Origin of the sequence: Niastella vici, assembly GCF_002077945.1 — a bacterium.
Taxonomy (GTDB): Bacteria; Bacteroidota; Bacteroidia; order Chitinophagales; family Chitinophagaceae; genus Niastella; species Niastella vici.
On sequence record NZ_LVYD01000054.1, the window covers coordinates 76,400 to 91,473 of the forward strand.

The following is a 15,074-nucleotide window of genomic DNA, read 5'->3' on the forward strand; positions in this document are numbered from 1 at the left end:
ATGAAAATAACAACCAGCATGTATTTGCTGTTTTTTCCCTTAGCAGTTTTTGCACAAAACCGTCCTCTTGAAATCTACTTTGATAAACCTGCAGCTCAGTGGGAAGAGACCCTTCCCCTGGGCAATGGCAGGCTGGGTATGACACCCGATGGTGGCGTGGAGAAAGAAAAAGTGGTATTGAATGACATCACGCTGTGGTCGGGCAGTGCGCAGGATGCCAATAATTACCAGGCCTACAAACAACTTCCGGAAATAAGAAGATTGCTGGCAGTTGGAAAAAATGAAGAGGCGCAACAACTGATCGATAAAAATTTCGTGTGTCTTGGCCCCGGTTCGGGTGGCGGTCAGTGGGGCTGCTTTCAAATGCTGGCCGACCTCAATATCAGTTACCGGTATAACGATGGCGCGGCTTATACGGAATACCGTCGCCGGCTTTCGCTCGACAGCGCCCTGGCCACTACCACGTTGTATATAAATGGCGTTACTTACACGCGCGAGTACTTTACCAGTTTTGGCGATGATGTGGATGTGATACGGTTGAGCGCCAGCAAAAAAGGATCGATCAATTTTTCCGTTGGCATCAGCCGTTCTGAAAAAGGCGAGTCTGCGGTTGTCGGTCAGACAATTCAGTTAGCCGGACAGCTCGACAATGGAAAGGATGGCAAAGGCATGCAATACCTGACGCAGGTTCAGCTCATTAACACCGGCGGTAAACAAACAGTGAATGGGAAAGAACTGGTGGTGGAAGGCGCTGATGAAGCCCTGATCTATATTTCCACCGCCACGGATCTTCGCAACAGCAATTACAGGAACACGGTGGCTAAGAATATGCAGGCTGCCCTTCAAAAAAAGTATGCAACACAAAAGCAATTACACATTCAAAATTTCAGGAAGCTGTTCAGTCGCGTGAGCGTTGACCTGGGCGCCGGCCCGGCTGAAAACCAGACTACCGACAAACGGCTCGCCGCCTTTTATCAGCATCCTGAACAGGACAGATCATTGCCGGCACTTTTTTTACAATTTGGAAGATACCTGACCATCAGTAGTACCCGTGTTGGCCTGTTGCCACCCAACCTGCAGGGACTTTGGGCCAACCAGGTACACACGCCCTGGAACGGCGATTACCACCTCGATGTGAATGTGCAAATGAATCACTGGCCGGTTGAGGAGTCGAACCTTTCGGAGTTGAACCTGCCACTGACAGAACTGGTGCGCGGACTGGTAAAACCTGGAGAGCGCACTGCCAAAGCCTATTACAATGCCGATGGCTGGGTAGCCCATGTGATCACCAATGTATGGGGTTTTACCGAACCGGGCGAAAGCGCTTCGTGGGGCGTTACCAAAGCGGGCTCGGGCTGGCTATGCAATAACCTGTGGGAACATTATGCTTATTCAGATGACATCAATTACCTGAAAAGCATTTATCCTATCCTCAAAGGTTCAGCGCTTTTTTACAAGAGCATCCTGGTAAAGGATGAACAAACCGGCTGGCTGGTCACCGCGCCTTCTTCTTCCCCTGAAAACTGGTTCGAATTGCCGAACGGGAAGCATGCCAGCATTTGTGTAGGCGCCACGATCGATAACCAGATCATTCGCGAGCTGTTCAACAATGTTATTACAGCTGCACAAAAACTGGGGCACGACAAAGCGCTTGTGGCAACCTTACAGGCGATGATAAAACAATTGCCACCGGCCGGTATAATAGCGCCCGATGGCCGCATACAGGAATGGTTGCGTGATTATAAAGAAACAGAACCCCAGCATCGTCATATTTCTCATTTATATGGATTGTACCCCGCCAACCTCATCACGGCCAATGGCACGCCCGGGCTGGCCGCTGCCGCCAAAAAAACACTGGAAGTACGCGGCGATGATGGCCCCAGTTGGTCAATCGCATACAAACAATTATTCTGGGCACGCCTGCTCGATGGCAACCGTGCTTTTAAGTTATTGCGCGAACTGTTGAAGCCCACACTTCGTACCGACATCAACTATGGTGCAGGTGGCGGCGTTTATCCCAACCTGTTCTCTGCCGGACCGCCCTTTCAGATCGATGGCAATTTTGGCGCAACCGCCGCCATTATGGAAATGCTGCTGCAAAGCCATGCCGGGTATATTGAATTACTGCCCGCTATTCCCGATGGCTGGAAAGGAAGCGGGAAAGTGCATGGGCTGAAGGCCAGGGGAAATATTACTGTTGATTTTGATTGGAAGGATGGCGTGGTTACTCATTACAAAGTTTCGTCGCCGGTTAAAAAACAGGTAACCCTTAAAGTGAACGGACAAATGAAAACAATAGCCCTTACCCCCACACACCGGTAGCTACAGCTTTGCGCACATATTCACTGAAATCGGTTGGCTTACGACCCAGGGCTTGTTGCACCCCATCTTTGATACTTTCATTACGGCCATCGAGCACTTCAGTGAAAAGATAGGTAACCAGCCAGATAAAGTCTTTGGGTACACCATATTCAGCCAGCATGGCAGCATAGGCATCCATTGACACCTGTTCAAACCTGATATCTTTACCCGTGGCCTGTGCAATTTCCGCAATCGCATCTTTAAAGGTCAACAGGCGTGGACCAGTTACTTCATATATTTTATTGCTATGACCATCTTCGGTAAGCGCAGCCACTGCTACATCGGCAATATCATCGGCATCAACAAAAGGTTCGCCCACATTACCTACCGGAAGCGCCACCTCGCCGGCCAGTACAGGTTCCAGAAAATGTCCTTCACTAAAGTTTTGACAGAACCAGCTGGCACGCACAATGGTAAAATCAACACCCGCATTCATCACTATCTTTTCACATTGTTGCGCCTCTTCCTCGCCCCTGCCTGATAACAATGCCAGTTTTTGCACGCCTTTTTGTACAGCCAGGTCACAAAATGCTGCAATTACTTTAACAGCACCCGGCACCGCCAGATCAGGATAATATGATATATATACACCGTTGATATTGTTAAGTACATTTTCCCAGGTTGCACTGTCATTCCAGTCGAATTTCGGATTACCGGAATAGGTAGCCCCCACTACAGGTATATTCTTATCAGTGAGTTTTTTATAGATGCGGCGGCCGGTTTTACCGTTTGAACCAATTACAAGGATCCTGTTGTTGTTTGATGATGTGTTACTCATAGTTTTAAATTTTACTCAAAACTATTGGCCCCGCAACCGGGAAAATTGAACAAAATCGACAAAAGTGATTGTTGGCGGCGTTTGTTTTATATTTGAGCTACAACCCCATGAAACATGACCCCTCAAAAAATCAGATCTGTACTCATAATCTTTGGCATTCCTATCCTGGTGCTTTTTATCTTTTACTTTGCCTTTGCTGTCCTTAGCTCAGAAGATCGATTATACACGGTAATGTCAATTTCCTTTATTTTCTTTCTTCCTTTTGTTGCCGGGGCATTAACTGTTTACTTCTCATCTGTAAAGAAGGTTCAATCAAAGGCCTATTGCCTTTTTGCACCCTGGCTCCCCATTTTGGCTTTTTTTGTACTGACGCTGTTCTTTTCCCTTGAAGGCCTGGCTTGCTGGATCATGATACTTCCCATATTTTTAGTTACGTCTTCCTTCGGCGGTTTATACGGCGGTTATTTAAAGAACAGAAAAGCAAAAAGGACCGGACAGCTAAATATCTCTTTCCTGCTTTTATTGCCACTGATGACCTCGCCCATTGAAAGCATGATCAAATTCATTCCCGGCCAATATAAAGCATACACCTATATTGACATCCATTCAAATGCCAACAAAATATGGAGCAACGTAACACGGGTAAAAGAAATTAAAAAGGAACAGGACAAAGGCTACCTGACAAGATCCTTAGGATTTCCAAGACCAATAAAAGCTGAGCTTGATTATGAGGGCGTGGGCGCTTCAAGAGAAGCCATTTTCAGTGGCGGACTGGTATTTCATGAAAAGGTTATAAGTTATGCGCATCAACAGAAAATGAATTTTTCCATTACTGCCGATCCCCATGAAATTCCTTCCACTACCATGGATAAACACGTTGTTATTGGCGGCGATTATTTTGATGTACTGGATGGAACCTATGAATTGCAACAACTCAACGAAACAACTTACCGGCTTCACCTGTACAGTCATTTTAAACTAACCACTTCCTTTAACTTTTATGCAAGCTGGTGGGCCGGCTTAATCATGAAAGATATTCAGAATAATATTTTACAGGTAATTAAATACAGGGCAGAAAGGGAGTAATGCGGCATAGGCGGATTAGCAAGGAGGTTCTTCTTCTTTGAGATGAAAGGGACAATTTTCCATATTCATCAGTAAATTGCTTACCAATTCGCTGATCAATTATATCATGTCAAAAGACACCAACCATAGTTACCGGATCGAAGTGCCTGCGGAATTTTCAGCCGCATTCTCGCATTTTTACTTTGCGCAAAACACCTCGGCGGCAGCCATACACCAAACGCTGCTGCCCTCTTACCAAACCATCATGGTCTTTAATTTTGGCACCCCGGTTTCTTTCGTTACCCGGCATAACGATGCCATTGAGATTGACAAATGCCTTGTCATTGGCCCAATAAAACAAGCGATTGATTACACCTTGCCGCCCGGGTCAGAAATACTGGTGGCTAATTTTATAGATGATGCTTTTTTCCGGTTTTTCGGAACGGCGCCCATTGCCGGGCAGTGCGCTTTAAATCCCGACGATTTACTGAATGAAAATTGCTTTACGGCATTATGGAATGAATTGAATAAGATCAATGATACCAGTAACCGCGTCAATTTTATGTTGGATTTCTGTAAACCATATTTGCAACATCGTGATCCCATAGCTATACAAATTGCCGGCTTTGATGATAATAACCAAAGTCCCATTAAAGTCATTTCTGAGAAGAATGACATGACTGAACGTTCCATTCAATTACACCACAAAAAACAGTTGGGTTATTCTGCCAAAGAACTGGGCCGCTATCAGCGCTTCCTGAAAGCCATTCAACTGATCCAGACCATTGCGGCCAATGACACCAAAATGGATTGGTTTGAGATCATCAGCGAATGCGGCTATTACGATCAAAGCCAGCTCATTCACGATTTCAAGCATTACCTTAACCTGACTCCCTCCAAATACCTGAAATTCCAGGAAGGTATTTGCAACCCCAGGGGCTGATTTCGTTTTCTTACAATTTCAGCCGGCTGCCGCGGGCCAACTTTGTGTCATCAAATAACAACAAAAAAGCTTGTATGACACAGACAACCATCCTTCTTACAGGTGCTACCGGCAATGTAGGTTCTCACCTGGCAAAAAAACTGAATGCATTAAAAGTCCCTTTTAGAGCGCTGGTACGCTCAAAAGACAATAATGACCTGCTGAACAGTTTACCCTATGCAACCATCGTAACCGGCGACCTGGCCGATGAAAATAGTGTGGTAATGGCCCTGCAGGGCATTGAAAAAGCCTTTCTGCTCACCCATTCATCGGAACAATCAGAACAGTTGCAATTGAATTTTGTGAATGCCGCTCACCGGGCCGGAGTGAAACACATTGTAAAACTGTCGCAATTGGCGTCTGAGGAACAATCACCCGTTCGCTTTTTACGCTACCATGCCATTGTAGAGAACAGGATCAAAGAACTTGGCTTAACGTATACTTTCCTTCGACCGAACTTATATATGCAGGGATTCCTGGCGTTTAAAGAGCATATTAAGCATGATGGAAAATTCTATGCAGCAGTAGGACAAGCGCCCATCAGCGCAGTTGACATCAGAGATATTGCTGCCGTTGCAGCACACGCGCTTACTGAAGCAGGACATGAAAACAAGCTATACAATATAACAGGCGGTGAATCTATCACCCATTACCAGATGGCTGCTGTTTTTTCAACCGTACTCGAAAAAGAGGTCACATTCATTGACGTTACACCCGAACAAATGGAAGGCGCCGTAAGAGCTGCGGGATTTCCCGAATGGCAGGTTGGCGGACTGATAGAGGATTATGCCCACTATGCGCGTGGGGAAGCAGCCGCCGTTTACACCACCGTAAAAGATATTACCGGCACCCCTGCCATCTCCTTTGAGCAGTTTGCAAGGGATTATAAAGACTTGTTTATTTGATGACAGGTTGAATTGCAATGCTACGAACAACAACATGGTTGTCCTGAAAGAAGGCAACCATTGCTTTTTTATGACATAGCCACCCTGAAAATCCTTATCAACAATTTTCTTACTTTCGGGTATGTCATCGAAAAACCTGGTTGTAAAAACACTGAACGAACTGTATGAGCTCATGGGCATCCCTCATAGCATGGTCGATCAAACATCCGGCTTTACCATTCTTTACCTGCAGGACCAATTCAAAGAATTGCCCATTTCTTCCATCCCCTTCCGGCCCAATTATTTCAGTTTTGCTTTTATTAAAGACGCTTTCGGAAATTATACCATCGATGACCTACATTTTAACATGGTGCCGGGCACTGTTTATTTTACCAACCCCGGCAACTTCCGCAAATTCGAATGGCAAAGCATTACCGATACCTGCCTCATCGTTTTTAATGAATCCTTTCTGAAAGAGCAGGTGTATCCTGAGATATACCGCGATTTCTCTTTCCTGCTTACGGAAACTGTTGAACCCCGGGTGTTAAAACCCGAACAATTTGCGATCATAGAAGAATTGTACCGTTTTATTTATCGCGAACACCACGGCAATTCTCCTTATAAGAATAAGGTCATTGGCAATGCCCTGGTAGTGCTTTTACTGAAGATCAAAGAATATTTCTTCCAGGACTACAATCCCATTCATGAGGGCAACCGGAGCTCGCAGATCGTTAAAACATTCAAACAGAACCTGGAACAACATTTCCGCGACCTGGCAGGCGGCAAAACCGGCACGCAGCTTCGGGTACAGGATTATGCCGATAAACAATTCCTTCATGTAAATTATTTGTCAAGCGTAATTACCAGCAAGACCGGCAAATCAATTAGCGCCTGGATCGCCGACAAAACCATTGCCGAAGCCAAAGCCATGCTACAGGACAAACAAATGAATATTAAAGAGATCGCCGGTAAACTGGGTTTCCTGGAAGCCTCCCATTTCAGCAATTACTTCAAAAAACATACGGCGCAAAGTCCGGCCGAATACCGTAAGCAACTTGTTTAATAGCCGATCTTAGAAATTTGCAAGGCTTGCTGTAATTCTTGTACGTGCCAGGGCCTGTTTGTAAACCATCTTTGTGTTGTCCAAAACAATCAAACAACACAAATAAAAAATAATTTATGAACACGTTAAACAATAAAGTAGTCCTGGTAACCGGCGCATCAAAAGGTATTGGCGCAGCCGTAGCAAAAAGAATTGCCGGCGAAGGCGCCAAAGTGATCATCAATTATGCAGGCTCAAAAGAAGAAGCCGGTCAAACTGTACAACAGATCAAAGATAACGGCGGCGATGCCATTGCATTGAAAGCCGATGTAAGCAAAGCCGCTGAGGTAACTGCCCTGTTCGATGCAGCCATTGCGCATTATGGCAAAATTGACGTGCTTGTCAACAATGCCGGTATTATGATCACTAAATTGCTGAAAGATACTACCGACGAAGATTTTACCCGTCAGTTTGAGGTGAACGTACGCGGCACATTCAACACCCTGCGCGAAGCTGCTACCAAACTGGCCGACAAAGGTACTATCATCAACCTGTCAACCACGCTTACGCGCGTTATGATCCCCACTTACAGCACCTATGTGGCCACCAAGGGAGCCGTTGAACAGCTGACCCGGGTATTTGCCAAAGAAGTAGGGTCAAGAGGCATTACGGTGAACGCAGTATTGCCTGGCCCTACCAATACCGACCTGTTCATCAAAGGCAAAACAAAGGAAATGATCGACCGGCTGGCTTCGCTGAATGCGTTCAACCGTTTGGGTGAGGTAGATGATATAGCCAAAGTGATCGTATTCCTGGCCAGCGATGATGCAAAATGGATCAGTGGACAAACCATTGGTCTCAATGGCGCCATGGCGTAAAACACACTCCACATCGTCCCGATGCATCGGCACGATTACCCTTCTTATCCTGAAAAAACAATTTATTCCCCTGACCGGGTCGCATCCAACTTTTTTCTACATTTGTACTCCCGTCTATTACGTTCCTTCCTTATAGAAGCAATTACTTTATACTCTCTGTTAACGCCGCTTTTTGTTAACCTGTAAACTGCCATGCTATGGCTACCATACTAGCTGCTTTGAAACAAAGGCCGGGAGTTCACGTTGCTATCACTTTATTTTATTGCCTGTTTAGTTATGTTGTTGCAGCCCAATCAAAAGTGCAGGGCCGGGTGCTGAACAATAATGGTGAACCGCTGGCCAATGCAAGCGTATTATTATTAAGATCAAAAGATTCTTCCCTGATAAAAGGCATGATGACAGTCCAGGAGGGCAGATTCAGGTTCGACAAAGTGGCATCAGGCAGTTACCTCGTCACCAGTACTTTTATTGGATATAAACAAGTGTATTCAAATGTTTTCGTTGCCAATAACGAACATATTGAACTGCCGCCGCTAAGGCTTTCGCAAAAAGAAGAAAAATTATCCGGCATTACGGTTGCTGCCCGCAAACCATTAATTGAGCAAACAATCGACCGGCTGGTGATCAATGTTGCCGGTAACATTACGGCATCGGGCTCAACTGCACTTGATATACTGGAACGTTCTCCCGGCATAATAGTCGATCGCCAGAATAATTCCATTGCTATCAATGGCAAGGATGGTGTGGTAGTGATGATGAATGGAAGAATTACCCGTATGCCGGTATCGGCCCTGGTGCCTATGCTGGAAGGCATGCCTGCCGATAAGATTGAAAAAATTGAACTGATCACCACCCCACCCGCCTCCCTGGATGCTGAAGGCAACGCAGGATATATCAATATTGTTATAAAACGAAATGTGCAATATGGAACCAACGGATCTTATGCGCTTACTGCGGGGTACAGCAGGGGGATCATTGGAATAGGCTCCATCAATTTCAATCACAGGAAAAGCCGGTTCAACTTGTATGGAGATTACTCTTACAACGCAGAACACAGTAAACAATTCTTTTCATTTTACCATGCGGTTGCCAACCAGGGAAATTTCATGGAAAATTATACTACATCTGACAGACGGCCTATAACAGACTTCCATGATGGTAAAATAGGTTTTGATTATGATCTCAATAAAAAAACCATCCTTGGCGCCCTGATAACTATTTATAACCGCCGCTGGATCATGGATGCCGATAATAATTCAACAAATTTTACAAACCGGCAACCTGATACGCTGGTCGATCTGTTTGTTCATGAATTCCATTCAACTGCCAGTTATGATATTAATATAAATCTGCAGCAAACTTACAATGAGGGCAACAAGCTGCAGGTTAATCTTGATTATATGCATTATAAGGATGTGAACCCGGTTAATTATACCAACAGCTACTATGACAATAAAGGTTCTTTCCTGAAAGAGGAAGATATGCAGAGCAATAAGACCACTCCTATTGATCTTTGGGTGGCAGCGGTTGACTATTCAAGGAACTTAAATAAAAAACTGCAGTGGGAAGCCGGGGCCAAGGTCACCATTTCCGATTTTACCAATGAAGTCAGGGTTGCCCGGCTGCAGTGGGACCAATGGACCACTGATGCTTTGCTCAGCGCTACGTGGCAGTTGAATGAAAATATTTCTGCGGCTTATTCCTCTTTAAACTGGTCAGTTGATGCTAAAACCAAAATGAAACTGGGTTTGCGTTTCGAACATACCAATTCAAACCTGGGAACTGAAAGTGAAAAAAATATTGTAGACAGACATTATGGAAGATTGTTTCCCAGCTTCTTTTTAACGCGTACGATCGATGATAATAATTCAGCCGGCATTTCCTATAGCCGGAGGATCACCCGGCCCACCTTCTGGAACCTGGCCCCTTTTGTAATTTTCATGGACCCCAACACCTATTTTTCGGGCAATCCCGGCCTGCAACCTTCTATCAGCGATAATATAAACCTGAGCTATACGTGGAAAAAGAAAATACTGTCTGTTGCATTTAGTTATGAAGCCGACCCCATCACGAATTTTTCTCCAAAGATCGATTCGCTCACCAACAAAGAAACGCTGGCTGCTGAAAACCAGGACAACAGAAAAACAGTGACCATCAGCCTGTCGTTACCGGTTACCGTAACCAAATGGTGGAGTATGCAAATGAATATTAATGGAAGTTTTCAGCAGATCAATGGATCATATAATGAACAGGCCCTCACCATTGAGAATAAAACTTTCTTTTTGTCGGGTCAGCAGATCTTTACCCTGCCAAAAGAACTTTCGTTATCACTTTCCGGCTTTTACAATTCGGCCGGTTTATTTGGGGTATACAAATTCACTCCGGTTGGTTCGCTGGATGCCGGCATTCAGAAAAAATTCACCAGTAAAAAAACATCTCTACGGCTAAACTTCAGTAATATTTTCAATACGCTGAAATACAAACCTAAAATTGATCAACCCGATAAGAACCTGATTGCAACCGGGGAATTGATCTTTAGCCGCCCCGCCGTGAAATTCACTTTTACCCGAACATTTGGCAATGAACAGGTGAAGGGCAAAAGGAACCGGTCGGCAGGCACAGAAGAAGAGAAGGACAGGTTGAGGCTTTAGGTTGTTACATTGTATACATATACTTTATCGCCTGAGAATATTCGCAGTTGGCGCGGTTGCTTATCATCAAAACTCCTTTCAAAGGTTATGATACATTTGCCCGAATCGGGGTTATTACCCTGAAAAGTAAGCAGCTGTGTATCATTTTTCCTTGTATCCTTTAACATGTAAATATTGTAAGATATAACTCTGTAGGCTTGATCTTTATCGGAATAAATATAAATACGGTCTTTACTCATTACTATTATTGCGCTTGATTTCACCCATTGGATCTCAGACATCGCATTGTCTTTTCCTGCAATATGGGCCAGCCCGGCTTCATAGGCTTTATACCGGGTTTGCTGACTGTAACAAATGCTTCCAACAAGCAAACAGATCAATAATAGTAGGTTGCGTGGCATAGGCAAGATTTTCCCGTTTGAACAGTTCCTGTCAACCAGGTTTAAATATTAGTCAAATAAATATTCAATGCCATCCTGGTCTATTAAAATGTACTCTTCTTATCTATCTCCGGTAATGCTTCGTCTATACGTTTAGCCAACCCGGGAAGCTTACATTATCAACACAATCGTCCCCGCTATGATCAACACCGCGCCTATAGCGGCTTTCAGCGTTAGCGCCTCTCCTAAAAATACAACCGATAGCACAATTGTTAATGCAACACTCAATTTATCAACGGGCGCCACCCGGGAAACTTTTCCTATTTGCAATGCCTTAAAATAAAAGATCCATGACAACCCGGTTGCAATACCGGAAATAATAAGGAAAATTAAATTCTGCCGAGATAAAGATGATATTCCTTTCGCTTCGCCTCTTGCCAGCACGATTCCCCAGGCAACCAATAAAATAATTATAGTACGTATTGCTGTCGCCAGGTTGGCGTTAACTCCCGTAACACCCACCTTGGCAAAAATAGCAGTGAGCGAAGCGAACAGCGCTGAAAGTAAAGCATAGATCCACCACATACTGTAAGTTTTACGAAGCCGAAGTGAACCATAAAGATGTCATTTTTGACGCAACGGGCTAATTCCTGCGGGAAGAAAAGGATTAGTATCCTAATAAACGGTAATGGCATGCTCTTTTTTCATATGCCGCCAACACGTTATCTTACCTGATATATATCCTAATGCCAATGCAAGCGGGTAGTCGCCAACCCAGTGCACTTCAGTATTCGCCATCGCCCACCCGGTTAAACCGATCAATGTGTACCCCACAATCCCTATCCATTTCTTTTCGGGGTAATTAGTGGTAAGTACCGTAACCGTCGCCATCATACTGGCCAAATGCCCCGATGGGAATGCATCATAATTGGGCGTATTTACCTGGAATTCCTTAAACGAAGGGAATGGACGCCAGGCGCCGCCTGGTTGCGTTCGCACAAATGGACTTTCTCTTCCCGAAATGCGCTTTAACACCTGGGTTGTTATGCCCATGGTAATAAAAGTTTCTGCAATGTCACTGGCGGTTTGCAGGGCCCGCTTGTCTTTAGCTATTTTTCCATAAATAAAAAGACCGCCACCTACTAACATACTGGTGCCACCCTCTCCCATCTGGTACAGTGCCGAATTGAAGTTCCGCGGTATTTTGAGAACTTTTGTATCCCCAAACTTCACCACATCATTATAGTCAGTTTCATCATGAAGATGTATATTCCGGGAAGCCTGTCTTACGCCATCCAGTATTTGCTGATCGAATGGTAATATCAGGCCTGTTGAAACGGCCACCGCCACCAACCCGGGCAGGTTCTTCTTTTTAAATGGCGACTGGGCTATTTGCCACATATCAGCCGGTACATTGGTGATAAATCCCCATTTTTTAAGCTTGATATCCTGAGTGGGGACGGGCTGAACTGGCACAGATAAAGCAGTATCCTGTGCCATCGAACGGGAAAACATACATAAAATAAAAAACAAAAGAGGTAAAGCTCTACAAATCACCGGTTACTAATTTGTTCCAATATAGTACTTTATACGCTTAACAGGAACCGGCCGACCTCATTCACCAATCATTAACAAGCCAAAACAGCAAAGTTCAAAAAGAACACAGAATCTTTCCTTATCTATGTGCACCTTTAAGACACGTATAATATGAAACCGGTTGTACTCTACCTCTGGCTGACATTTGCTGCCAGTATGTCCCTATTTTCCCAAACGATCCCTGCCCCGGCCGCCATGGATAGCATTCCTGGTATTACCACTCCCCACTATACAAATGAGAAACAACCTTTTAAATGGACTGCCTTTATCATTCCGGGAGTTTTTATTGCCTATGGCGTGAGTGCCATTGAGAACCATCATTTGAAGGGATTAAATAACGAGATCAAGGATGAAGTATATGCAGAGAAACCACACCGGTGTTTTCATTTAGATAACCCCCTGCAAATTGCACCTGGCATCACGGTGCTGGCCCTGAACGCGTTTGGGGTGAAAGGCCGGCACAATGTAGTTGATCAGGCAGGTATGCTACTGCTTTCCAATATTTTTCTCAACGTTACAGTGAATACAGGAAAGAAAATTTCACGTCAGTTGCGACCCGATGGTTCAGCCTATAGCTCTTTTCCAAGCGGTCATACTGCGGAAGCATTTGCAGGCGCCGAGCTGTTGCGCCTGGAATATGGATCCGTTTCGCCCTGGTACGCCGTGGCTGGTTATGCGGCCGCTGCCACAACAGGTTATCTGCGCATTTACAATAACAGACATTGGTTCAGTGATGTGGTGGCAGGCGCTGGCGTGGGCATGGCTTCTACCGAATTTGCTTACTGGTTATATCCTGTTTTGAAAAATGCGTTGTTCAAAAACCGTCTTAAGAACACCGTTATACTGCCTTCTTATGAAAACAGGACAGCATCGTTGAACCTGGTCAGAAATCTTTGATATTACCCCATGATGGCAGCCGTTTCTTCAATCAACGACTGCATCAACGTGGTTGCTTTGGTGTGTTTGAGTATGGGCGCTATTTGTCCGCTCCAGAACAAGATCATTTCCCATTGCTGTTTATCGATCGCGGCCTTTCTTAGCGATGACATAAAATGCGATTGCAATGGGAAGGGAAGCGTTCCTTTTTCATTTCCTGCAAAATCTTTGATGAGCCGGTTGGTGATACCGCGGCCCGGCCTGCCGGTAAATGCACGGGTGAGGGAAGTATATTTGGCAGCCTCACCAAACAGCATTTGGCGGTGTACCGGCGTTGCACCCGATTCTTCGGTGGCCAGGAAGGCGGTACCAATTTGAACAGCATCGGCTCCCAATGTAAATGCAGCCGCCATGCCGCGGCCATTCGCAATACCACCCGCAGCTATAACCGGTGTTTTCACTTTTTCTTTTATCAATTGCAGCAACACAAACGTGCCGGTGTATGATTGTTCAACGGGCGCCAAAAACGAAGGCCGGTGCCCGCCAGCTTCAAAACCGGAAGCAATGATCATATCAACCCCGGCATTGTCGAGTGCGATGCCTTCATCGAGCGTAGTGGCGGCCCCCACTGTTTTTATTCCCAGCCTGCGGCATTGCTCCAGCACATCGGCCGATGGAATGCCAAATACAAAACTGAATACTTTAGGCCTGATGTTCAGCACCACCTCCAACTGGTTTCCGTACCTCGATTGAAAAGGCGCTGGCTTTGCAGGCAGCGGAATACCTGCTTCATCAAAATACGGTTTGAACAGTTTGCTGACCTCATTATACTGTTCGTCGGTTACAGCGCCGTTGGGGGCATCACTGTCGTTGACCCACAGATTTATATTATACGGTTTGTTGGTGGCCGCTTTGATCTTTGTATTCACGTCAATAATCTCCTGCGCACTTAAAGTATAAGCGCCAAAACCGCCCAGGCCACCGGCATTGGATACAGCCGCCAGCAATTCCACTGTAGAAAAATTACCGCCAAATGGTCCCTGCAGAATGGGATAATCAATACCCAGTATATCTGTCGCTTTTGTTTTGTTCCACATGGTGTTTGTATTTATTTGCTTACGTCGCTGATCATTTTATTTACAATAAGCCACTGGCCATCCAGTTTGTGGAAAGAAAGAAATTCATAATAGTTGAAATCGTATAGCTGCACTTTTACCGTTGCCACGGCAATGGTGTTCACTACTTCTACAGCCAGCACCTCTCCTTTGAATGGTTTACCCAAATCTTTCGGGCTTTGCCTGTGCTGAACCCCGTCAAGATATTGTTCCAGCGTTTTGGCATATGGCTGGCCTTTTACATCGCCAAACAATAGGGTACCGGTATGGTATATCTGTTTTAACAATGCGAGGTCGCCTTCATAAATTCCTTTGAAATAATACTGTTCAAGCAACCGGGCAATGGTTGCTTTTTCCTGTTCGTTGCCAGCATTTTTTTCAATACCGGCATTAACTATTTGTGTTTTCATTTTATATAAGTTTATTGATAACACAAAGTTGCTACGAAAACAGGCGGGAACTACGT

General features: G+C 45.1%; 14 protein-coding genes. 8 read left to right on the forward strand and 6 right to left on the reverse strand.

Annotation, left to right across the window (positions count from 1 at the left end; all coding sequences use genetic code 11):
* On the forward strand, positions 1–2,322 hold the full coding sequence (locus tag A3860_RS22125) for a glycoside hydrolase family 95 protein (protein ID WP_081150024.1): 2,322 nt from the start codon (positions 1–3) through the stop codon (positions 2,320–2,322).
* Here A3860_RS22125 and A3860_RS22130 read toward each other — a convergent pair.
* Positions 2,303–3,139, reverse strand: coding sequence for a Rossmann-fold NAD(P)-binding domain-containing protein (locus A3860_RS22130; protein ID WP_081150027.1), 837 nt, complete (start codon positions 3,137–3,139; stop codon positions 2,303–2,305). The genes A3860_RS22125 and A3860_RS22130 overlap by 20 nt on opposite strands.
* Positions 3,140–3,253: 114 nt before the next feature.
* On the opposite strand from A3860_RS22130, the gene A3860_RS22135 reads away from it, so the two are divergent.
* The 6 genes from A3860_RS22135 (at position 3,254) to A3860_RS22160 (ending at position 10,641) form a co-directional block, all read left to right on the forward strand.
* Positions 3,254–4,225: an APC family permease gene (locus A3860_RS22135; RefSeq protein WP_081150029.1), complete on the forward strand. Its 972-nt coding sequence runs from the start codon at positions 3,254–3,256 to the stop codon at positions 4,223–4,225.
* Between the two features lie 106 nt (positions 4,226–4,331).
* Positions 4,332–5,147, forward strand: a complete 816-nt coding sequence (locus A3860_RS22140) for a helix-turn-helix domain-containing protein (RefSeq protein WP_081150031.1) — start codon at positions 4,332–4,334, stop codon at positions 5,145–5,147.
* Between the two features lie 74 nt (positions 5,148–5,221).
* Complete coding sequence (locus tag A3860_RS22145; protein ID WP_081150208.1) at positions 5,222–6,091, forward strand: SDR family oxidoreductase; 870 nt, start codon at positions 5,222–5,224, stop codon at positions 6,089–6,091.
* A 121-nt stretch (positions 6,092–6,212) separates the two neighbouring features.
* Positions 6,213–7,133 carry a helix-turn-helix domain-containing protein gene (locus tag A3860_RS22150; RefSeq protein WP_081150033.1) on the forward strand — a complete coding sequence of 307 codons (921 nt, stop codon included), beginning with the start codon at positions 6,213–6,215 and terminating at the stop codon, positions 7,131–7,133.
* Positions 7,134–7,249: 116 nt separating this feature from the next.
* Positions 7,250–7,990, forward strand: a complete 741-nt coding sequence (locus A3860_RS22155) for an SDR family oxidoreductase (RefSeq protein WP_081150036.1) — start codon at positions 7,250–7,252, stop codon at positions 7,988–7,990.
* 197 nt (positions 7,991–8,187) lie between these two features.
* Complete coding sequence (locus A3860_RS22160; protein ID WP_081150039.1) at positions 8,188–10,641, forward strand: outer membrane beta-barrel family protein; 2,454 nt, start codon at positions 8,188–8,190, stop codon at positions 10,639–10,641.
* Here A3860_RS22160 and A3860_RS22165 read toward each other — a convergent pair.
* The 3 genes from A3860_RS22165 to A3860_RS22175 form a co-directional block, all read right to left on the reverse strand.
* Complete coding sequence (locus A3860_RS22165; protein ID WP_081150041.1) at positions 10,638–11,042, reverse strand: hypothetical protein; 405 nt, start codon at positions 11,040–11,042, stop codon at positions 10,638–10,640. The genes A3860_RS22160 and A3860_RS22165 overlap by 4 nt on opposite strands.
* 150 nt (positions 11,043–11,192) lie before the next feature.
* On the reverse strand, positions 11,193–11,606 hold the full coding sequence (locus A3860_RS22170; protein ID WP_081150044.1) for an EamA family transporter: 414 nt from the start codon (positions 11,604–11,606) through the stop codon (positions 11,193–11,195).
* A gap of 90 nt (positions 11,607–11,696) precedes the next feature.
* Entirely contained in the window at positions 11,697–12,536 is an 840-nt protein-coding gene (locus tag A3860_RS22175; protein WP_143774219.1) for a phosphatase PAP2 family protein, read from the reverse strand.
* Between the two features lie 192 nt (positions 12,537–12,728).
* Between A3860_RS22175 and A3860_RS22180 the strand changes: the two genes are divergently transcribed.
* Entirely contained in the window at positions 12,729–13,514 is a 786-nt protein-coding gene (locus A3860_RS22180) for a phosphatase PAP2 family protein (RefSeq protein ID WP_081150049.1), read from the forward strand.
* A gap of 2 nt (positions 13,515–13,516) precedes the next feature.
* Here A3860_RS22180 and A3860_RS22185 read toward each other — a convergent pair whose 3' ends face one another.
* A complete protein-coding gene (locus tag A3860_RS22185; RefSeq protein ID WP_081150051.1) occupies positions 13,517–14,590 on the reverse strand; it encodes an NAD(P)H-dependent flavin oxidoreductase in 1,074 nt (357 codons plus the stop codon).
* A gap of 11 nt (positions 14,591–14,601) precedes the next feature.
* The gene (locus A3860_RS22190; protein ID WP_081150054.1) at positions 14,602–15,018 is read right to left on the reverse strand and encodes a nuclear transport factor 2 family protein; all 417 of its coding nucleotides are present in this window, start codon (positions 15,016–15,018) and stop codon (positions 14,602–14,604) included.
* Positions 15,019–15,074 lie beyond the last annotated feature (56 nt).

What these genes read in the sequence shown, in the direction of transcription:
- A3860_RS22175 (WP_143774219.1), bottom strand. Translation starts at nt 12,536, where the DNA reads ATGTTTTCCCGTTCGATGGCACAGGATACTGCTTTATCTGTGCCAGTT.
- A3860_RS22140 (WP_081150031.1), top strand. Translation starts at nt 4,332, where the DNA reads ATGTCAAAAGACACCAACCATAGTTACCGGATCGAAGTGCCTGCGGAA.
- A3860_RS22160 (WP_081150039.1), top strand. Translation starts at nt 8,188, where the DNA reads ATGGCTACCATACTAGCTGCTTTGAAACAAAGGCCGGGAGTTCACGTT.
- A3860_RS22130 (WP_081150027.1), bottom strand. Translation starts at nt 3,139, where the DNA reads ATGAGTAACACATCATCAAACAACAACAGGATCCTTGTAATTGGTTCA.
- A3860_RS22150 (WP_081150033.1), top strand. Translation starts at nt 6,213, where the DNA reads ATGTCATCGAAAAACCTGGTTGTAAAAACACTGAACGAACTGTATGAG.
- A3860_RS22155 (WP_081150036.1), top strand. Translation starts at nt 7,250, where the DNA reads ATGAACACGTTAAACAATAAAGTAGTCCTGGTAACCGGCGCATCAAAA.
- A3860_RS22125 (WP_081150024.1), top strand. Translation starts at nt 1, where the DNA reads ATGAAAATAACAACCAGCATGTATTTGCTGTTTTTTCCCTTAGCAGTT.
- A3860_RS22190 (WP_081150054.1), bottom strand. Translation starts at nt 15,018, where the DNA reads ATGAAAACACAAATAGTTAATGCCGGTATTGAAAAAAATGCTGGCAAC.
- A3860_RS22170 (WP_081150044.1), bottom strand. Translation starts at nt 11,606, where the DNA reads ATGTGGTGGATCTATGCTTTACTTTCAGCGCTGTTCGCTTCGCTCACT.
- A3860_RS22135 (WP_081150029.1), top strand. Translation starts at nt 3,254, where the DNA reads ATGACCCCTCAAAAAATCAGATCTGTACTCATAATCTTTGGCATTCCT.
- A3860_RS22180 (WP_081150049.1), top strand. Translation starts at nt 12,729, where the DNA reads ATGAAACCGGTTGTACTCTACCTCTGGCTGACATTTGCTGCCAGTATG.
- A3860_RS22145 (WP_081150208.1), top strand. Translation starts at nt 5,222, where the DNA reads ATGACACAGACAACCATCCTTCTTACAGGTGCTACCGGCAATGTAGGT.
- A3860_RS22185 (WP_081150051.1), bottom strand. Translation starts at nt 14,590, where the DNA reads ATGTGGAACAAAACAAAAGCGACAGATATACTGGGTATTGATTATCCC.
- A3860_RS22165 (WP_081150041.1), bottom strand. Translation starts at nt 11,042, where the DNA reads ATGCCACGCAACCTACTATTATTGATCTGTTTGCTTGTTGGAAGCATT.